The sequence below is a fragment of the Acidocella sp. genome, assembly GCF_027352905.1.
GTDB lineage: Bacteria > Pseudomonadota > Alphaproteobacteria > Acetobacterales > Acetobacteraceae > Acidocella.
In genome coordinates this window covers 45,564-64,941 of record NZ_DAIEIF010000017.1, presented here as the reverse complement: position 1 = coordinate 64,941, position 19,378 = coordinate 45,564, and the positions used below count along the sequence as shown (strand labels likewise).

General features: G+C 66.1%; 19 protein-coding genes. 14 read left to right on the top strand and 5 right to left on the bottom strand.

What is annotated here, in order from left to right; genetic code table 11:
• From M7H45_RS02715 to M7H45_RS02695, 5 genes are all read left to right on the top strand, one after another.
• On the top strand, positions 1–1,149 hold a 1,149-nt coding region (locus M7H45_RS02715), incomplete at its 5' end, for a glutamate-5-semialdehyde dehydrogenase (protein WP_298214455.1).
• Entirely contained in the window at positions 1,146–1,757 is a 612-nt protein-coding gene (locus M7H45_RS02710; RefSeq protein ID WP_298214464.1) for a nicotinate-nucleotide adenylyltransferase, read from the top strand. The genes M7H45_RS02715 and M7H45_RS02710, both read left to right, overlap by 4 nt.
• 92 nt (positions 1,758–1,849) lie before the next feature.
• On the top strand, positions 1,850–2,272 hold the full coding sequence (gene rsfS / locus M7H45_RS02705; RefSeq protein WP_298214453.1) for a ribosome silencing factor: 423 nt from the start codon (positions 1,850–1,852) through the stop codon (positions 2,270–2,272).
• Complete coding sequence (locus M7H45_RS02700; protein WP_298214451.1) at positions 2,269–2,727, top strand: 23S rRNA (pseudouridine(1915)-N(3))-methyltransferase RlmH; 459 nt, start codon at positions 2,269–2,271, stop codon at positions 2,725–2,727. The genes rsfS and M7H45_RS02700 overlap by 4 nt, the downstream gene beginning before the upstream one ends.
• A gap of 176 nt (positions 2,728–2,903) precedes the next feature.
• The gene (locus M7H45_RS02695) at positions 2,904–3,302 is read left to right on the top strand and encodes a hypothetical protein (protein WP_298214450.1); all 399 of its coding nucleotides are present in this window, start codon (positions 2,904–2,906) and stop codon (positions 3,300–3,302) included.
• Here the strand turns inward: M7H45_RS02695 and M7H45_RS02690 are convergent.
• A complete protein-coding gene (locus tag M7H45_RS02690) occupies positions 3,299–4,039 on the bottom strand; it encodes a hypothetical protein (protein ID WP_298214448.1) in 741 nt (246 codons plus the stop codon). The genes M7H45_RS02695 and M7H45_RS02690 overlap by 4 nt on opposite strands.
• A 134-nt stretch (positions 4,040–4,173) precedes the next feature.
• On the opposite strand from M7H45_RS02690, the gene M7H45_RS02685 reads away from it, so the two are divergent.
• Complete coding sequence (locus tag M7H45_RS02685; RefSeq protein WP_298214447.1) at positions 4,174–5,586, top strand: multicopper oxidase family protein; 1,413 nt, start codon at positions 4,174–4,176, stop codon at positions 5,584–5,586.
• Between the two features lie 54 nt (positions 5,587–5,640).
• Here M7H45_RS02685 and clpB read toward each other — a convergent pair whose 3' ends face one another.
• Entirely contained in the window at positions 5,641–8,220 is a 2,580-nt protein-coding gene (gene clpB / locus M7H45_RS02680; RefSeq protein WP_298214445.1) for an ATP-dependent chaperone ClpB, read from the bottom strand.
• Positions 8,221–8,355: 135 nt separating this feature from the next.
• On the opposite strand from clpB, the gene M7H45_RS02675 reads away from it, so the two are divergent.
• The gene (locus tag M7H45_RS02675) at positions 8,356–9,126 is read left to right on the top strand and encodes an MOSC domain-containing protein (RefSeq protein ID WP_298214443.1); all 771 of its coding nucleotides are present in this window, start codon (positions 8,356–8,358) and stop codon (positions 9,124–9,126) included.
• Positions 9,127–9,342: 216 nt separating this feature from the next.
• Entirely contained in the window at positions 9,343–9,489 is a 147-nt protein-coding gene (locus M7H45_RS02670) for a hypothetical protein (protein ID WP_298214440.1), read from the top strand.
• A 51-nt stretch (positions 9,490–9,540) separates the two neighbouring features.
• Here M7H45_RS02670 and M7H45_RS02665 read toward each other — a convergent pair whose 3' ends face one another.
• A complete protein-coding gene (locus M7H45_RS02665; RefSeq protein WP_298214438.1) occupies positions 9,541–11,298 on the bottom strand; it encodes a chloride channel protein in 1,758 nt (585 codons plus the stop codon).
• Positions 11,299–11,345: 47 nt separating this feature from the next.
• On the opposite strand from M7H45_RS02665, the gene rsmA reads away from it, so the two are divergent.
• Positions 11,346–12,182 (top strand): 16S rRNA (adenine(1518)-N(6)/adenine(1519)-N(6))-dimethyltransferase RsmA, encoded by an 837-nt coding sequence (gene rsmA, locus M7H45_RS02660; RefSeq protein ID WP_298214436.1) that lies wholly within the window; start codon positions 11,346–11,348, stop codon positions 12,180–12,182.
• A 4-nt stretch (positions 12,183–12,186) separates the two neighbouring features.
• On the opposite strand, the gene M7H45_RS02655 is transcribed toward rsmA, so the two are convergent.
• Positions 12,187–13,197, bottom strand: coding sequence for a WD40 repeat domain-containing protein (locus M7H45_RS02655; RefSeq protein WP_298214434.1), 1,011 nt, complete (start codon positions 13,195–13,197; stop codon positions 12,187–12,189).
• On the opposite strand from M7H45_RS02655, the gene M7H45_RS02650 reads away from it, so the two are divergent.
• From M7H45_RS02650 to M7H45_RS02630, 5 genes are all read left to right on the top strand, one after another.
• On the top strand, positions 13,196–13,408 hold the full coding sequence (locus tag M7H45_RS02650; RefSeq protein WP_298214432.1) for a hypothetical protein: 213 nt from the start codon (positions 13,196–13,198) through the stop codon (positions 13,406–13,408). The genes M7H45_RS02655 and M7H45_RS02650 overlap by 2 nt on opposite strands.
• A 70-nt stretch (positions 13,409–13,478) precedes the next feature.
• Positions 13,479–14,858: an aspartate aminotransferase family protein gene (locus M7H45_RS02645; protein WP_298214430.1), complete on the top strand. Its 1,380-nt coding sequence runs from the start codon at positions 13,479–13,481 to the stop codon at positions 14,856–14,858.
• Positions 14,855–16,222 carry a glutamine synthetase family protein gene (locus M7H45_RS02640; RefSeq protein WP_298214428.1) on the top strand — a complete coding sequence of 456 codons (1,368 nt, stop codon included), beginning with the start codon at positions 14,855–14,857 and terminating at the stop codon, positions 16,220–16,222. Before M7H45_RS02645 ends, M7H45_RS02640 begins: the two co-directional genes overlap by 4 nt.
• Positions 16,215–17,321 carry an agmatine deiminase gene (aguA, locus tag M7H45_RS02635; protein ID WP_298214426.1) on the top strand — a complete coding sequence of 369 codons (1,107 nt, stop codon included), beginning with the start codon at positions 16,215–16,217 and terminating at the stop codon, positions 17,319–17,321. The genes M7H45_RS02640 and aguA overlap by 8 nt, the downstream gene beginning before the upstream one ends.
• Before the next feature lie 22 nt (positions 17,322–17,343).
• Positions 17,344–18,708: an APC family permease gene (locus M7H45_RS02630; protein WP_298214424.1), complete on the top strand. Its 1,365-nt coding sequence runs from the start codon at positions 17,344–17,346 to the stop codon at positions 18,706–18,708.
• A 25-nt stretch (positions 18,709–18,733) separates the two neighbouring features.
• On the opposite strand, the gene M7H45_RS02625 is transcribed toward M7H45_RS02630, so the two are convergent.
• Entirely contained in the window at positions 18,734–19,378 is a 645-nt protein-coding gene (locus tag M7H45_RS02625) for a hypothetical protein (protein WP_298214421.1), read from the bottom strand.

Below are 19,378 nucleotides of genomic sequence, written 5' to 3'. Positions count from 1 at the left end.
CGCCAGGCCGCCGCCGCCCTGCGCGCCGCCGCCCCGGAGATTCTCGCCGCCAATGAGCGGGATATGGCGGAATTCAGCGGCACGCCCGCTTTTGGCGACCGGCTGCTGCTGACCCCGGCGCGGGTGGAGGCGATGGCGCGCGGCGTGGATGAAATCGCGGCTCTGCCCGACCCGCTGGACCGGGTTCTCGCGGAATGGACGCGCCCCAACGGGCTGCGCATCGCCCGCATCGCCCAGCCCATCGGCGTGCTGGGGATGATCTATGAAAGCCGCCCGAATGTGGGGGCGGACGCGGCGGCCCTCGCCCTCAAATCCGGCAACGCCATCATCCTGCGCGGCGGCTCGGAGAGCCACCATTCCGCCCGGGCCATCCACGCGGCGATGACCGCCGGGCTGCGCGAGGCCGGGCTGCCGGAGGCGGCGGTGCAGATAGCGCCGGATACCGACCGCCGCTTCGTCACCGCCATGCTGGGGGCCGCCGGGCTCATCGACCTCATCATCCCGCGCGGCGGCAAGACGCTGGTGGAGCGGGTGCAGCGCGAGGCGCGGGTGCCGGTGCTGGCCCATGCCGAGGGGCTGAACCACACCTATGTGCATGCCGCCGCCGCGCCGGAGATGGCGCGCCGCGTGCTTGCCAACGCCAAGATGCGCCGCCCCGGCGTGTGCGGCGCGACCGAGACGCTGCTGATCGATTCCGCCATCGCCCCCGCTTTGCTGCCCGCCCTGGTGGAGGAGCTGGCGGCGCTGGGCTGCGCCTTCCGCGCCGATACCCATGCCCGCGCCATCCTCCCCGCTTTGCCCGCCGCCGCGCCGGAGGATTTCCACACGGAATGGCTGGACGCGGTGCTCAACATCAAGGTGGTGGACGGGATGGAGGCGGCGCTCGCCCATATCGCCGCGCATGGCAGCGAGCATACCGAGGCGATCATCACCGGCGACGCCGCCGCCGCCGAGGAATTTCTGCGCCGCAGCCGCGCCGCGGTAACGCTGTGGAACGCCTCCACCCAGTTCTGCGATGGCGGCGAGTTCGGCTTCGGCGCGGAGATCGGCATCGCCACCGGGCATATCCACGCGCGCGGACCGGTGGGGCCGGAACAGCTCACCATCTTCCGCTACGTGGTGCGGGGCAACGGCCAGGTGCGCCCCTGACCCCTACCCGCCATGGCCATCATTACCGGCTGAAAATCGGCCTGCTCGGCGGCTCCTTCAACCCGGCCCATACCGGGCATCTGCATGTGGCCCGCCAGGCAATGCGGCATCTGGGGCTGGACCAGCTCTGGCTGATGGTCTCGCCCGGCAACCCGCTGAAGCCCACCGGCGGCATGGCCCCGCTGGCCGAACGTCTGGCCTCCGCCCGGCGGCTCGCGGATGGGCGGCGGATCATCGCCACCGACATCGAATCCCGGCTCGGCACCCGCTACACGATCGACACGATGCGCGAACTCAAGCTCCGCTTTCCCCGCGCGCGCTTCGTCTGGCTGATGGGGGCGGATAATCTCATCCAATTGCCGCGTTGGGGTTGCTGGCTGGGGATCACCCGCGCCATGCCGATGCTGGTGGTGCCCCGCCCCGGCTTCACCCGCCGCGCCCTGGCCAGCCAGGCGGCGCAACGCCACCAAAAATATCGCCTTGCGGCGCGCTCTGGGCTATGCCTGCCCTGGCAAGCCCCGCCCGCCTGGATTCTTCTGCCCGTGCGCGAGAACCCGGTTTCCGCCACGGAGCTGCGCCGCCGCATTTTGGAAGGAGCGAGACCATAACCCGCACGCCTGCCCGCCCCGCCGCCCGGGGCGCCAAACCCGCCGCCCCCCGCAAGCGCGCCGCCAAGGCCGCCGCCGAGGCCCTGCCCGCCATGCCCGGCACCCCGCGCAAGAAAGCCGCCATCGCCGGGCCCAAGCGCAAACCCGCCCCGCCCAAGCCGCGCGCGGACGCGCTCGACCGGCTGCAAGCCGTGATCATCGCCGTGCTGGAGGACGATAAGGCGGAGAACATCGTCATTCTCGACCTTGCCGGGCGGGCCAGCTTCGCCGACCGCATGGTCATCGCCACCGGCCTCGCCGACCGCCAGATCAGCGCCATGGCGACCCATCTACACGAGAAGCTGCGGGAGGCGGGGTTCAGAAAACCGCTGACCGAGGGCGCCTCCGGAACGGATTGGGTGCTGATCGACGCGGGCGACATCATCGTGCATCTGTTCAAGCCCGAGGCCCGCGCGCTCTACGGGCTGGAAAAAATGTGGAGCGCCGAGCTGGACGAGGCGGACCCCGCCCCTTGAGGCTGCTGGCCATCGGCAAGGCCCCGCCCCGGACGCCGGAGATGGAGCTGTTTGCCCGGTACGCCCAGCGCCTGCGCCCGCCCCTCGCCTTGGTTGAATTGGCCGAGGGCCAGGGCCCCGCCGCCGAGAGCAAGCGCCGCGAGGGCGAGGCGCTGCTGACGGCGCTGCGGCCGGATGAGTTTCTGGTGGCGCTGGACATGGAGGGCGAGGCCCCCGATTCACCGGGGCTGGCGCGGCTGCTGGCGGCATGGCGGGAACAGGGCCGCAAGCCCGCCTTCGCCATTGGCGGGGCGGAGGGGCTGGACGCGGCGGTGCTGGCCCGCGCCGGGGCGCGGCTCTCTCTGGGGCGGCTGACCTGGCCGCATATGCTGGCGCGCGCCCTGCTGGCCGAGCAACTCTACCGGGCGCAGGCGATTCTGGCCGGGCACCCCTACCACCGCGCCGGGCGGCCTTGACGCTCGCCGATGCCGGCCGGGAAGTTTCGCCGCGGCTTACGGGGCTGAAGACACCGCAGGCTTAAGACAAGCTTACGAAAATATCACAAACCGCCTTAGTCTCGCCGTTTTTCCGGCCATATCGGGCCAGCTCCGCGCGCCTATATGATTTCAGGTTTGAGAACGGAGATCTCTTCATGGAAAAGAAAACCGCTGGCCTGCTCGGCGCCTTGGTCGGGCTGGCCACCTTGGGAAGCGCCGAGGCGGCGAGCGCGGCTTCCGACATCTCGCCGGACCCTGTTACTGCCGCTTCCTATTCCGATTTGTTAAAACCCGTGCCCAACGCGCTGGAAGCGCTGAAGGCGGATAATGCCCGGCTGGCGGAGCAGGCACATTCCATGCCCCAGGGTGTTCAGCAGGCGCAATGGTATTATCATCATCACCATCATCACCACCATCATCATCACCATCACTTCTATCATCACGGCTATTACGCGCCGCCGCCCCCGCCCCGATATTATTATTATCACCACCACCACCATCACCATAGCGGGGCAATGCTATGGATGCCGGGCATTGGCATCATGATCAATTAAGGTTGTTCATTCGTATCATTTCCGGAAGCCCGGTCGCGGGCGCGGGCGGCGCCGAGAATGCGGCGATACGTTCCGTCAAATACCGTATTGGTCGAGGACACCCATTGCGTGTCCTTACCAAGCGTGTCGCGGCTGGCATGAATCCGCCGGGATTGCATTTCACGCTCGGCGGCCTCCTCCGCCTCCATGGGTTCCAGGGTAAAGGACGGTTCGGCCGGCACGACGCTGAATTGCATGAACGGCTCGCCGGGGCGGAACACATGGGTGTTGCCCGCGGGCGGAGCCTTGAAGACGACGAAATTGATCATCGGCCACCAGCTCGTACGCAATAAAGCAGGCACTGCCAGCGGAACGTCATTGGCTTCGCTGAGGAAATACCGGGGATGCGGCTCGGCGCGCACCGCTACACCCTCCGGCACCTTTAAGTCTAGCAATAATTGATACGTGTAATACCCCTCGCCGAACGGGCGGAAGGGCGGCGGCTCGCCATCTTGGGCGCCTGAGGGTTGCTCGAAGAAAAACCTGCCCTCCCGCTGCGCCACATGCAATTCATGCTCATGCGGATATAGGATCTCGATGCCGTATTGCGCGCCCTCGACGAAGGGAAGGCAGTGCCATGCCTGTTCATGAGACCCGTCCTGTCTCGGCTCTTTGACCCCGGCCCAGCCCGGCACCTCGATTTTGGTGCGGCGGGGTGACAGAGCAGGCCGAAACAGCCGGTATTTGATTCGCATCATAGAGTTTTTCCGAGGCTGGCCTATAAAATACAATATTATGTTAAGCTTATTCTTATCGAATCCGGCCCGCAAGCGCGGGCGGGGGATCGATGCCTGCCTATCGGACCGAGTTTTGCGCGAGTGAAAGACCAGTGATGAAGCCCGCAATTCACCGCCGGGATTTTCTCTTGGCCGGTGGCATGGCCGCCTTGCCTCTCGCGGCCTCGGCCGCGCCGGCGCCGGTCCCGTTGACGGTAACAAAGCGCAGCCTCAAGGTTCATGGCCGCGCGGCCTCGGTCTACGGGCTGACCGGGCCGGATGGCCGGGCCGGCCTGACCCTTGGTCCCGCTTCGCCGTTTTCCGTGATGGTGAAAAATCAATGCGGGGTTCCGACCATCATCCATTGGCACGGGCAAACGCCGTCCGCCGCCCAGGATGGCGTGGTGGAGACCGGCTATGCCGGCCCGATCGCCGACGGCGCCTCACGATCTTACGATTTCACGCCTCGCCCTGGCACGTATTGGATGCATTCGCATCTCGGCTTGCAGGAGCAAGCGCTGATGGCGGCGCCGCTCATCATCCATTCCTCCGAGAACGGAGATAGCGCCCAGGATATCGTCGTTCTGCTCCATGATTTTATTTTTGACGATCCAGAGGAGATCCTCTCCAATCTGCAAAGGCGCGGCGGCGGCTCCATGCAAGGCATGATGGGCCAAGGCGCGGCTGGCATGATGGGGGGCGGCATGGGCGGAACCATGCCTGGCATGGATCTCAACGATATCGATTTCGACGCGTATCTCGCCAATGACCGGACCTTGAGCGATCCCGAAATCGTCAGGGCGAAGGCCGGCGATCCTCTCCGGCTGCGCTTGATCAACGGAGCCACCGCGACGGCGTTCTGGATCGATCTGGGCGGGTTGGAGGGACAGCTGGTGGCGGTGGATGGCGATCCGGTCCAACCCCTGACCGTCCGCAAATTTCCTCTGGCGGGCGCGCAGCGGGCGGATATTCTCTTGCGCCTGCCAGCGAGCGGGGCCTTCCCCATCTTCGCGCAGCGCGAGGGCGGGCGCGCGCGCACCGGGATCGTGCTCGCCACGCCGGGCAGTGAGATACCCAAATTCGCCGAGGCGGCGGACACGCTTTGTCCGCCTTGCGGCTGGCAATTGGAGGCGCGGCTGGCCGCGGCGCGGCCCCTGGCGCCCCGCCCGCCCCAGCGCCAATACCAAACGCGGCTCACCGGCTCGATGATGGGATATGATTGGGGCATTGATGGCCGCCAATGGGCGGACCGGCAGCCATTGACGGTCAGCGGCGGCGAGCGTGTCACCATCAACATCGTCAATGACACGATGATGTCCCACCCCATGCATCTCCACGGCCACCGGTTTCAGGTCGTGGCGTTGAACGGCACGCCGATCGCCGGCGCGATGCGGGATACGGTTCTCGTCCTGCCGCGGGCCAGCGTTCGCATCGCTTTCGACGCCGACAATCCCGGCCGCTGGCTCTTTCACTGCCATAATCTCTACCACATGGCCGCCGGGATGATGACGGAACTCATCTATAGCTGAGCCAAAGGCTGGACAAACCGCGCCGGGGCGGGCCGTCCGCCCCGGCCGGTTGGGTCATGCCGCCTCGGCGAGGCGGCCGCCGATGATCAGCCCCTGCTCGGAGGCGGAGACCTTGACGGTTTCGCCGTCCTTGATCGCGCCTTCCAGGATCAGCCCGGCCAGCGGGTTTTGCAGGTTGCGCTGGATCACCCGCTTCAGCGGCCTGGCGCCATAGACGGGATCGTACCCCGCCTGGGCCAGCCAGTCCCGCGCGGCCTGGTCCAGCTCCAGCCGGATGTTGCGCTCCGCCAGCAGGGCCTGGAGCCGGCGAAGCTGGATGTCCACGATGGCCGCCATGTCCGCGCGTTGCAGCCGGCGGAAGAGCACGATCTCATCCAGACGGTTGAGGAATTCCGGACGGAAATGGGCGCGCACCCGCCCCATCACCGCCGCCTCCACCATCCGCACATCCTCGCCTTCCTTCTGCGCGGCGAGAATATCCGAGCCGAGATTGGAGGTGAGGACGATAATGGTGTTCTTGAAATCCACCGTGCGGCCCTGGCCGTCGGTCAGCCTGCCATCATCCAGCACTTGCAGGAGGATGTTGAACACATCCTCATGCGCCTTTTCCACCTCGTCGAACAGCACGACCTGATAGGGCCGCCGCCGCACCGCCTCGGTCAGCACGCCGCCCTCGTCATAACCGACATAGCCGGGCGGGGCGCCGATGAGGCGGGAGACGGAATGCTTCTCCATGAACTCGCTCATGTCGATGCGCACCATCGCCCGCTCGTCGTCGAACAGGAACTCCGCGAGCGCCTTGGTCAGCTCGGTCTTGCCGACGCCGGTGGGGCCGAGGAAGAGGAAGCTGCCGATGGGCCGGTTGGGGTCTTGCAACCCGGCCCGCGCCCGGCGCACCGCATTGGAGACCGCGATGAGCGCCGCCTCCTGCCCGACGACGCGCTGACGGAGAAAATCCTCCATATGCAGGAGCTTGGCGCGTTCGCCTTCCAGCATTTTCTCAACCGGCACGCCGGTCCAGCGGGAGACGACGGCCGCGATCTGCTCCTCGGTCACCGCCTCGTTCACCATCGCGCCCTCCTGCACGGCGGCGAGGCGCTTCTCCAATTCGGGGATGCGGCCATAGAGCAGCTCGGAGGCGCGGGCGAGATCGCCGCGGCGCTGGGCCATCTCCACCTCGTTGCGGGCCTGTTCCAGCTGCTCCTTCACTTTTTGCAGCTCGGCATGCTCGGCCTTCTCGGCCTGCCATTTGGCCGTCAGCTCGGCGGAACGCTCCTCAAGCTCGCCGATTTCGTGTTCCAGCTTCTCCAGGCGCTCACGGCTGGCCGGGTCGCTCTCCTTGCGCAGCGCCTCGCGCTCGATTTTCAGCTGGATCAGCCGCCGGTCGAGCTCGTCCAGCGCCTCCGGCTTGCTGTCGATCTGCATGCGCAGGCGGCTCGCCGCCTCGTCGATCAGGTCGATCGCCTTGTCGGGCAGGAAACGGTCGGTGATGTAGCGCTTGGAGAGCGTGGCCGCGGCCACCAGCGCGCTATCGGTGATGCGCACGCCGTGATGAAGCTCGTATTTCTCCTTGAGGCCGCGCAGGATGGAGATGGTGTCCTCCACGCTGGGCTCATCCACGAAAACCGGCTGGAAGCGCCTGGCCAGCGCCGCGTCCTTTTCCACGTATTTGCGGTATTCATCGAGCGTGGTGGCGCCCACGCAATGCAGCGTGCCGCGCGCGAGCTCCGGCTTCAGCAGGTTGGAGGCGTCCATGGCGCCATCCGTCTTGCCCGCGCCCACCAGCATGTGCATCTCGTCGATAAAGAGGATGATCTCGCCCTGGGCAGCCTCGATCTCCTTGAGCACGGCTTTCAACCGCTCCTCGAACTCGCCGCGATATTTGGCTCCCGCCACCAGCGCGCCCATGTCCAGCGCCAGCACGCGCTTGTTGCGCAAGGATTCAGGCACGTCGCCATTGACGATGCGCAGGGCCAGCCCCTCGACGATGGCGGTTTTGCCCACGCCCGGCTCGCCGATGAGCACCGGATTGTTCTTGGTGCGCCGCGCCAGCACCTGGATGGTGCGCCTGATCTCCTCGTCGCGGCCGATCACGGGGTCCAGCTTCTGGTCGCGCGCGAGCTGGGTGATGTCGCGGGTGTATTTCTTCAGCGCCTCGAAATTCTGCTCGGCGGTGGCGCTATCCACCTTGCGGCCCTTGCGCACCTCCTCCACCGCCTTTTCCAGCGCCTGGGGGGTGACGCCCGCGGATTTCAGCGCCCGCCCGGCGGCGCTGTCGCTCGCCGCCAGAGCCACCAGAATCCGGTCCTGGGCGACGAAACTATCCCCCGCCTTGGCGGCGGCCTGCTGCGCGGCATCCAGCACGCGCACGAGATCCGGCGTGACGCCGGGCTGTCCCGCCCCGGAGCCGGACACTTTGGGCAGCTTGGCCACGGCGGCGTCCACGGCCTGCTTGGCGATGACGGGATCACCGCCGGCCATGCGGATCAGCCCGCTCGCCGCGCCCTCCTCGTCATCCAAAAACGCCTTGAGCAGATGTTCGGGCGTGATCTGCTGATTATATTCACGCATCGCGATGGTTTGCGCCGCTTGCACAAACCCCCGCGCCCGTTCCGTGAATTTCTCAAAATCCATTTTTATTCTCCTTCTCGTCCCTGGTCAGCAGGCAACGTCCAGCCACACCCCTTATCAGGCAGCGTGACCTTGCCAGCCGGATATGGGTGAGACCATGATCTGCCTCAAGTCCCCTGGGTCAGGATCATCCCCGCCATGCGCATCGAATCGCTCTACCGCTACCCCGTGAAGGGCCTCACCCCGGAGGTGATTTCCAGCGCCCGGCTCAGCCCGGGGCGTTGCATTCCCTGGGACCGCGCCTTTGCCTTACGGCAGGGAGACGCGGCCTTCGACGAGGCGCATCCGGCCTGGATTTCCAAGATGAATTTCATGTGCCTGGCCAGGAATCCGGCTACCGCCGCGCTCAAAACGCGGTTCGACGAGACGGCGGGGCTCCTCTTTATCGAAGGCCCGGCGGGCGGCGTCACCGCCTCGCCCTTTACCCCGGCGGGCCAGGCGGAGCTGGCGCGGTTTCTTACCGGCTTTCTCGGCCCCGAGGCGCGTTACGGCGCCGGGGGCGAGGCGCCGAAATTCCATTTCTTTCCCGGCCATAGTTTCTGCGACCATAAGACCCAGGTCATCAGCCTCATCGGCCTCGGCTCGCTGGCGGCGCTGGAGGCGGCGGTGGGCGCGCCGCGCGACAAGCGCCGGTTCCGCGCCAATATTTACGTGGAGGGCAGCCAGGCCTGGGAGGAATTTTCCTGGCTGGGCCGCAGGCTCGTCATCGGCGAGGTGGAGATGGTGGTGCGGGAGCGGATCGACCGCTGCGCCGCCACCATGGTCAACCCGGACACGGCGGAGCGCGACGCCAACCCGGTGAAGGAATTGCGCGCCCATTTCGGCCATGTCGATCTCGGCGTGTTCGCGGAGGTGGTGCAAGACGGGGAAATACGCGTGGGCGATGAAATTGAGATCAGAGATGTCTGACATCAGCAAGAAACACAAAACCGGCCCTCAAGTTCAATCTGAAAGCCAATCATCTCGCGTAAAAACTTGCGTGGGAGGATGTCTCCAAACGCGCGCAATTCGGCACGACCTGCGCCAACGCCCGGAGCGGACCGGCAAAAACGAACATCGCGGCTAGAAGTAAATTGCTCGCCCAGGACGCCATCGCTTTCTATATCCGAGCCCGACCTCCTGGCTTTGCCCGCCGCGCAGGCCCGCTCCGCCGCCGGCACATTGAAAATCCTGGAGAGCTATTTCGACGGCAGACCCATTCGCGATGAATACCTGATCGTTGACGGCGGGATGCTCGCCGGCACGGGAGCCAAATCCTACAAGCTCACTTGATGTTGTGGCCGCATTGCACAGCCGTCCCGGCCGGGCTGGTTTGTCATCCGCTTACGCGCCCGCCACCTCGCGGTGGCGGCGGTCAAGCTCCTCATTATAGCGCCGCAGGGCATATTGCTCGGTCAGGATGCCCAGCACCTGGCGCGTCTCCGGCCCGTCCAGCACCGCCAGGGCATCCGCCTCCGCCGCCTCGAAACGGCTGAGCGCCTCCTTCACGTTCATGCCCGGCAGGAGAAATTCGTTCTGAAGATGGAGGATATCGGCTACCTTGCGGTCCTGGCCGAGCATGGTCGCCGCCTCGGCGGGGTAGACGATGCCCGCATATTTTCCATCCCCGCCCACCACCACCACGCGCTGGACCGCCCCCAGCGGCACCTCCTGGCGGAAGGCGGCGAGGCTGGTCTCCGGCCGCGCCGTGGCGGTGACAGGGCGCATCATCCGCCCGACGGTGAGGGTCTGGACCCAGCCCACATCCACCGGGGAGCGGATCTGCTCGCCGCGCAGATGGAAGCGCCAGGTCGCGAATGAATAGCCGAACAGGCGGCGCACGGTGATGGTGGCGGCGATGGCCGCGGCCAGAACGGCCATCGTCACCGCGAAATTCTGGGTCAGCTCCAAAGCGAGGCAGGTCATCGTCATTGGGCCGCCGACGATCGCGGTGGCGAGCCCGCTCATCCCCACCACGGCGTAGAGGTCGGAGGGCATGTGATTGAGAAAAGGCAAAACCCCGACGACGCCGGCGAAGACCTTGCCGAACAGCATGCCGAGGAACAGCGAGGCGAAAAACAGGCCGCCGCGAAAGCCGGAGCCGATTGAGAAGGCCGAGGCTACGGCCTTGGCCAGGAACAGCCCCGCGACGGTGATGAAAGGAAAGCCCACACCGATATAGGCGCGCAGGGCGGAATGGCCGGAGGACATCGCCTTGGGGGTGATGCAGCCAAGCAGCCCCACCACCACCCCGCCCAGCATCGGGCGCAGCCAGCCGGGAATGCCGCTGCGGCGAAAAACAGCCTCGATGGTGGTGACGCCGCGCATGATGAGAATGCCCGCCATGCCGCTGGCCACGCCCTCGAGCACGATGATGACGTAGACATCGTTGGGGACGTTGGCGGGCAGGGCCACGTTGAGCGGCGGCGAGGCGAAGCCGAGAATCTGCACGGTGAGCGTGCCCGCCAGCGAGGCGATGACGACGAAGGGCAGCGTGGCGATGGAATACAGGCCGATGACGAGTTCGATTCCGTAAAACGCCCCGCAAAGCGGGGCGTTGAAGGCGCCGCCAATGGCCGCCGCGGCGCCGCACCCCACCATGGTCCGCAAATCGTTACGGCGGAGGCGGAAGTTGCGCCCCAGCCAGGAAGCGATGCCCGAGCCGATCTGCGCGTACCCGGCCTCCATGCCCACCGAGGCGCCGACGCCGTTGGACCAGACCGTCTGCGCCGCGACGATGATGGAATCCAGCAGGGACATGCGCCCGCCATACAAGGCGTTGGCCTCGATGGGGTCGATGGCGGGTTTGGGCCGCAAGCGCGCCAAAACCCACATGAAGAGCCCGAGCAACAACCCGCCCAGCACCGGCGCGGCGATGGCGCGGCGCGGGTCGAGCGAGGGCGATTCCGAAAGCCCCTTGCCCGGCGGCAGGACGAAGAGCGCGGTGTGCATCTGGATGGAGATGGCATCCATGATCGCGACGCCGCACCCGGCGCAAATGCCGATGCCCGCCGCCAGCAAGGCGAGCCAGACCTCGTCCACCCGCACCAAGGCGCGGAGCAAACGCGGAACCTGAAAACTCCCCGGCTTTTCGACCGCCATATCCACGCTGCCCTGTTGCCATGCCGGGGCATGGGCTAACAAGCCGCATGGCCCAAGATTCATTAGATTCCTTGCCGTCTCTGGCGGCGGTCATCCGCGAATTCGATTTGCGGGCGGATAAATCCCTGGGCCAGCATTTTCTGCTGGATGCCGGGCTGCTGGGGCGCATCGCCGCCGCCGCGGGGGATCTCGAAGGGGTGAACGTGATCGAGATCGGCCCCGGCCCCGGCGGCCTGACCCGCGCCCTGCTCGCGCGCGGGGCCCGGCATGTCACGGCCATCGAGTTCGACCCGCGCGCCGTCGCGGCGGTCCAGGCGCTGGCGGCGGCAACGGACAGGCTGACCGTGATCGAGGCCGACGCGCTGCGGGCGGATCTGCCCGCGCTGGTGCCGGGGCCGCGCGCCATCGTCGCCAACCTGCCTTACAATATCGGCACCTCCTTGCTGGTGAACTGGCTGCACCAGGCGGGGGAATACCAGGCGATGACGCTGATGTTCCAATGGGAGGTGGCGGCGCGCATCTGCGCCCGGCCGGGCACCGGCGCCTATGGCCGTGTATCGGTGCTGGCGCAATGGCTATGCGAGGTAACGATGCTGATGCGGATTCCGGCCGGCGCCTTCGCGCCGCCGCCCAAGGTGGATTCAGGGCTGATCCGGCTTACGCCCCGGCCCGCGCAACCGCCGGCGGTGGAGATCAAGGCTATGGAACGGCTGACCGCCGCCGCCTTCGGCCAGCGGCGCAAGATGCTGCGCGGGGCGTTGAAGCCGCTGGGCGGGGCGGCGCTGTGCGAGGCGGCGGGGCTCGACCCCTCGCGCCGGGCGGAGACGCTGGAGGTGGAGGAATTCCTGGCGCTGCTGCGCGCGCTGCGCGGCCAGGGCGGATAGACGCTCAGACCTCGCTGAAACCGATGATGGCGGCGAAGCCCTCCTCCGTGCCCAAAGCGAGCTCCGCGCCGGAGGGGCTCCAGGCCAGGGCCGAGACCGCGCCCCGCCCTGGCCCGCAGACCGGCAGCACGCGCTCGCGCCCCACGTCGATGATCAGCGCCAGGCCGGTATTGAGCCCCGCCGCCACCACCTCGTGCTGGGGGTGGCTGGCGACGCGTTTGACCACGCCATCGCCCATGCCGAGCTCCGTGGGAGGCTTGCCCATGGGGCCGCCGCCGAAAAACGGCCAGAGCACCACCGATTCCGCCCCCGCCGAGGCCAGCCAGCGGCCGGAACGGGTGAAGGCGATGGATTCCGGCTTGCTGGGATAGCCGGACATGCGCATGTGCTTGCCCTCCGGCAGGGTCCAGCCATGCAAGGCGTTTTCCTGCATGGAGGTGACCAGCGCCGCGCCCGCCGGATGCAGGGCGAGGCCGGTATGGCTGCCCTTCCATTCCAGGCGCTGCGGCGTGCTGGCGGCAGGCGCGGTGAAATTGAGCGTGGCGCCGTTGTAATGCGAGGCGGCGATGCGCTTGCCCTTGGCATCGAAGGCGAGGCCGGTGACGGTGGAGGGATATTCCAGGGTTTTCACCACCGCGCCCTCCGGCGTGAGCAAATGCGCGGCCTTGCCGGCCGCCGCCGCCAGCAGGCTCCCCTTGCCGGAAAACGCCGCGACATGCTCCACCCATTTCGAGCCGAAACTCCGCAATTCCTGGGCCACACCGCCGGCGCTGGTATGGACGAGCCGGCCATCATCCCCGCCGGAGCAAAAACCGCCCGCGGGATGGGCGGCGAGGCAGAGCGCCGCGCCCCGGTGCACCTCCAGGGGCGTGAACTCCCGCCCCAGCCGCAGCGTGCCATCGCCCAGGGCGAAGGCGGAATGGCCAGAGGCATCGAAAGCGATGGCCGTAACATATGCGCCCAGCCGGGCCTGGCGGCCGCGCGCGGTGAGAAGCTGGTCGAGATCGGAAGACATGGCGGATCATTTGCCCGGCCCGGGCCGGGGCGGCAAGGGGCCAGAGAACGGCGGCGCGGCCAGGGCGAGCCTGGAAAAATATCTTGCTAACCGTCATCTCGCCATGGCAATCTTGGATATGGTTTCAGCAGCCCAACCAACTGCGCCCAATTTGCAAGCAGAGTTGCTTATTCTCTGCGCACGTATCGGCTTTAGCCCGCCCCGCCGCTGAAAATTCTGAACCCAGCGCTGAATAAGCGCGATTTTTCATGATATTTTCAGCCTTATCGGAGCATCCATTCATGTTGGACGATCTCAATCACGCGATCGATTGGCAGGCCGAGGACGCCGCCCATCATTTCCACCCCTTCACCGACCATAAAGAGCTGCATCAGCAAGGGGTGCGGGTCATTACCTCCGCCGAGGGCGTGTATATTCACGATTCCCAGGGCAACAGGATCATGGACGGCATGGCCGGGCTGTGGTGCGTGGCGGCGGGCTATGGCCGCGCGGAGCTGGTGGAGGCGGCCGCCAGCCAGATGCGCCGGCTGCCCTATTACAATGCCTTTTTTAAAACCACGACGGAGCCCACGGTTTTACTGGCGAAGAAGCTCGCCTCCATCGCCCCCGCGGGGTTCGAACATGTGTTTTTCGCCTGCTCCGGCTCCGAGGCGGTGGATTCCGCCCTGCGCACCGCGCGGGTCTATTGGCAGACCCTGGGCAAGCCCGAGAAAAAAATCTTCATCGGCCGGGAGTATGGCTATCACGGCTCCACCACGCTGGGAGCCTCGGCGGGGGGCATGAAGGACATGCACCGCCAGGCCGGGGATCTGCCGAATTTCGCCCATGTGCTGCCGCCTTACTGGTACGGCAAGGGCGGGCAGATGAGCCCCGAGGAATTCGGCCTCTACGCGGCGCGCGAGGTGGAAAAGAAGATCCTCGAACTCGGGCCCGAGCATGTGGCGGGCTTTATCGGCGAGCCGATCCAGGGCGCGGGCGGTGTCATCATTCCGCCCGAGACCTACTGGCCGGAGATCAACCGCATCTGCCGGCAATACGACATTCTGCTCATCGCCGATGAGGTGATCTGCGGCTATGGCCGCACGGGGCGGATGTTCGGCACTGATTATTTCGGTATCAAGCCGGATATGATGACGACCGCCAAGGGACTCACCTCCGGCTATGTGCCGCTCTCGGCGCTGTTCTTGAACAACCGCGTCGCCGATGTGCTCATCAACGAGGCTGGCGAGTATTTCCACGGCTTCACCTATTCCGGCCATCCGGTTTCCTGCGCCGTGGCGCTGAAGAATATCGAAATCCTCGAGACCGAGAGGCTGGTAGAGACCGCCACCGCCAAAGGGGCGCTGCTGCGCGAGAAGCTGAACGAGGCGATCGGCGATCTGCCGATCGTGGGCGAGATTCGCGGGGTGGGGCTGATCGGCGCCATCGAGCTGACGGCGGATAAGCGCACGCGCAAATTCTTCGCCAAGAATGGCCGGGTGGGCGCGCTCTGCCGTGATCATTGCATCGCCAACGGGTTGATGATGCGGGCGACGCGCGACACCATGCTGTTCTCCCCGCCCCTCATCATCTCCGAGGAAGAGGTCGCCCGCTTCGCGGCGATGGCGAAGACGGCGTTCGAGCAGACCCTGCGCGACGTGCGCGACGAGGTGGCGGAATGAACATGCTGACGCATCCCGAGATCGAGACCAAGCTCGGCCTGCTCAGCAGCGCCGATTATATCGAAACCTTCATCATCGACGTGAACGGCGTGCCCCGCGGCAAATGGCTCCAGCGCGACAAGGCCAAGGCCCTGCTCAATGGCGGGGTGGCGATTCCGCGCTCCGCCTTTCTCCTGGATATCTGGGGGCGGGACATCGTGGAGGGGGGCATCGTCCACGATACCGGCGACCCGGACGGGCTATGCGTGGCCGTGCCGCATTCCATCACCCGCATGGGCTGGGCCGAGGGCAATGTGGTGCAGGCTCTGCTCACCATGCGCGAGGCAGATGGGCGCATCTTCGATCTCGACCCGCGCGGGGTGCTGGCGCGCGTGCTGGACCGCTACGCCGCGGCGGGGCTGACCCCGGCGCTGGGCGTGGAGCTGGAATTCTACCTTGTGGATTCCACCCGGCATGACGGGCTGCGCATCGCCCCGCGCGGAGCGGATGAATCCGGCTGGCGCGGCTGGCAGATCGACGCCGTGGGGCTGGCCGAGGTGCATGATTACGAGCCGATCCTGCGCGAGATGATGGCCTGCGCCCAGGCCCAGGACATTACCCTGGAAACGCTGGTGAGCGAGGCGGGGCCAGGGCAGTTCGAGGTGACGCTGAAATATTCCACAGACGCGCTGCGCGTGGCCGACAGCGCCACCTTGTTCAAGCGCACCATCAAGCAGGTGGCGCGCAAGCACGGGCTTACCGCCACCTTCATGGCCAAGCCCTACGGGCAATGGGCGGGCTCGGGCATGCATGTGCATCTCTCGGTGCTCGACCGGCAGGGCCGCAACATCTTCGCCGCCACGCCGGAGCGCGCCGCGCCGGCCCTGTATCATGCGCTGGGCGGCATCATCCAGGCCATGCCGGATACGATGCTCACCCTGGCGCCCCACGCCAATTCCTACCGCCGCTTCGCCCCCGGCGTGCACGCCCCCACCTATGGCGATTGGGGGCATGACAACCGCATGGCGGCGGTGCGGGTGATCACCGCCGATCCCGCGGCCTCGCGAATCGAGCATCGCGTGGCCGGGGCGGATTGCAACCCGTATCTCGCCTTCGCCGCGCTGCTGGGCACCGCCCTGCGGGGGCTGGAAGGGGAGATGGAGCCGGGCGAGGAAAGCCTGGGTGGCGCCCGCAGCCAAGCGGCGCCGCCTTTGCCCATCGCCTGGTCCGGGGCGGTAGAGCGCTTCGCCGCCTCGCCCGCGATGGCGGAGGTATTCGGGGAGACGTTCCAGCGTTACTTCACCGCCTGCAAGCGGCAGGAAATCAGCGAGATGCGCAAGCGGATTTCCGATGTGGAATACGACGCCTATTTGAAAAATGCCTAAAAGAGAGGGGCAAGAGGTGACGCCGCGCGAGGCCGGGTTCGCCATGCCGGCGGAATGGGCGCCGCATGCCGGGTGCTGGATGATCTGGCCCGAGCGCCCGGATAATTGGCGCCTCGGCGCCAAGCCGGCGCAAAAGGCGTTTACCGAAGTGGCCAGCGCCATCGCCCGGTTTGAGCCGGTGACGATGCTGGTGAGCCGCCGCCAATACGATCATGCCCGCGCCATGCTGCCGCCCGGGGTGCGGGTGGTGGAGATGAGCAGCGACGACGCGTGGGCGCGCGATGTGGCCTGCACCTTTTTGCTGGGTCCCGGCGGCGAGCTGGCGGGGGTGGACTGGCCGTTCACCAGCTGGGGCGGGCTGTACTTCCCCTGGGATAAGGATGACGCCATCGCCCGCAAGATCCTGGAGCTGGAGCGCGCCCGGCGGTTCCGCGCGCCGCTGGTGATGGAGGGCGGCGCCCTGCATGTGGATGGCGAGGGCACCGTGCTCGCGGTCGAGCAATGCGTGCTGAACGAAAACCGCAACCGGGGCGTCACCCGCCAGGAGATGGAGCGGATGCTGAAGGATTATACCGGCAGCCGCCACGTCATCTGGCTGAAGGAGGGGGTGCCGCATGACGAGACGGATGGGCATGTGGATAATCTCGCCTGTTTCGCCGCGCCGGGGGTGGTGCTGCTGAGCTGGTGCGATGACCCCGCCGACCCGCATTACGCGGTCAGCCGCGACGCCGAGGCGGCGCTGCAAGCGGCGCGCGACGCGCGGGGCCGGCGGCTGCGGGTCGAGAAGATCCCGATGCCAGCACCGATGTTCTACACCGCCGAGGAGGCGGACGGGGTGGACGCCACCGCCACCGGCATGAACCGCGAGGCGGGCGCGCGCCTGGCCGCCTCCTATGTGAATTTCTACATCGCCAACGGCGCGATCATCGCCCCCGCCTTCGGCGCCGAAACCGATGCCCCCGCCCGCGCGGTGCTGGCCCGGCTTTTTCCCGGCCGCGAGATCGTGATGATTCCGGCCAGGGAGATTCTCCTCGGCGGGGGCAACATCCATTGCATCACCCAACAACAGCCCAAATCAACGGCCCCGGGCGGGCCGTGATCCAGACAGGAACGATCCTCGAATGACGACACAGCTGAAAGCGGATTCGCTCTCTTTTGCCGAGTCCATCATCATGGGGGTGGCCGGCTCCGCCCCCGGCTTCTCCATCGCCGTGGCCATCGCCGGGCTGCTCTCCACGGCGGGTTATGTCTCGCCCAACGCGCTGCTGGTCTTCGCGGTGCCGATGCTGGGCATCGCTGTCGCCTATAAGGGCCTGAGCCATAAAATGCCGAATGCCGGCGCCGCCTATGAATGGACGAAATCCGTCTTCGGCGGGTTTTTCGGCTATCTGTCGGGCTGGGCGCTGCTCATCGCCGCGCTGGTCTTCATGGTGACGGGTTCGGTGCCGCTCGGCACCGCGACGCTGCAACTATTTGCCCCCGATTATGCCGGCCATGTGCTGCTCACCACCGGCATCGGCGCGGTCTGGTTTCTCGTCATCGGCGCGGTTCTGATCGCGGGGATCGAGCTGACCAGTAAGATCCAGATGGTGATGAGCAGCATCGAGCTGGGCATTCTCTTCATCATTTCAATCGCGGCTTTCTTCCATAGCGGCGTGCGGGGCGCGGCCTCGCCCTTCTCCTGGTCATGGTTTGGATTTCATTATCCCCCCGGCACGTTCGCCGCCTCCTCACTCAGCGTGGTCTTTCTCTATTGGGGCTGGGACGTGACGGCCAATCTGGCCGAGGAAACCAAGGGGCAGGACCGCAACTTCGCCGGGCGCGGCGGGTTCTGGTCCATTTTCGCGACCATCGCCTCCTTCGTCGCCTTCACCGTGGCCGCGCTGATGATGTTCTCGCTCAAAGACGCCTCCGGATTTTCTGATAATCTCATCTATCACGTCGCTTTGGCGGCGGGCCTCGGCAAGGTGGGCGGCTATGCGGCGGCCCTGGTGCTCATTCTCTCCTCCGTGGCGACGCTGGAGACGACGATGCTCCAATTCTCCCGCACCTTGTTCGCCATGGGGCGCGACCGGGCGCTGCCCGCCGCCTTCGGCCAGGTCCATGAGAGAACGGTCACGCCGGTGCGGACCATGTACCTGCTGCTCTTCATCGGTCTGGCGCTGATCGTCCTGTCCAGCTTCATGCCCTCGGTTTCGGTTATTCTGAGCGATTCTGTGGCGGCGATCGCGGTGCAGGTCTGCTATTATTACGGTCTGGCCGGGCTGGTTTGCGCCTGGATCTATCGCGGCAGCCGGGGCTTCACCTTCCTCCAATACGTGGTCTTCCCCGCCCTTTCCGCGCTCGCCCTCATCGGGCTTGGCTTCTACGCCATCACCACCTTCGACATGATCGTCAAAGTGGTGGGGGTCGGCGGGCTGTTGATCGGTATCCTGTTTTTCCGGCCCAGCGGCTATGGCCGCCCGGCCCTGGTTTCAGCAGAATGACTCAAGCCTCGGGCAATGGCCGCGATCAGAGAGTTCGGCCGTTGCCCGATGGCCCATTATCATAGGGCTGGGTATTGGATTGCGGGGCCGGGTTGACCGGCTGGGTTGAATAGGGCTGGGTGCTGCCGCCATTATTGTCGATGAGGGATTGCGTGCAATCCAGCAAATCCTGCGAGGCGCGGGACGTGCCGGTGAGATCTGCGGTCCATTCCGGCTCCGTGCCATTGATGAATTGAATGTCCATGCTGTTGGATTGCGCGAAATCGTTCACGAAATCCTTCATGTCCTTGATGCCGATCGTGTAATCGACAACCTGGCCGTTATCGCTGGCGGCGCTGCCATTCGCGCTCCAGCTGTCGCCATTGGAAAATAGGAATTTCGTCGGCACGTCCGCATTGGCGGGGATCGACCAGTCCGATTTGAACAGATGCAGCTCGAAACTTGGGCTGTTTCCCAAAGGATAGATGGCGAGAACGAGTCCATAGCTCTGGTCGGAGGAGTTCTCCTGCAAGGAACAATAGGAGTTGCCCTGCGAATCCGTGCCCGTGCCGACCTCCCACCCATCATCATTGCCCAGCACATGATAATCGCCACCGGCCCTGGCGGCCTGGGGCAGGAGAATTCCCGCCGCCAATATCCAGGGCAAAGCATGGCTCAAGCAGCGCGGCAT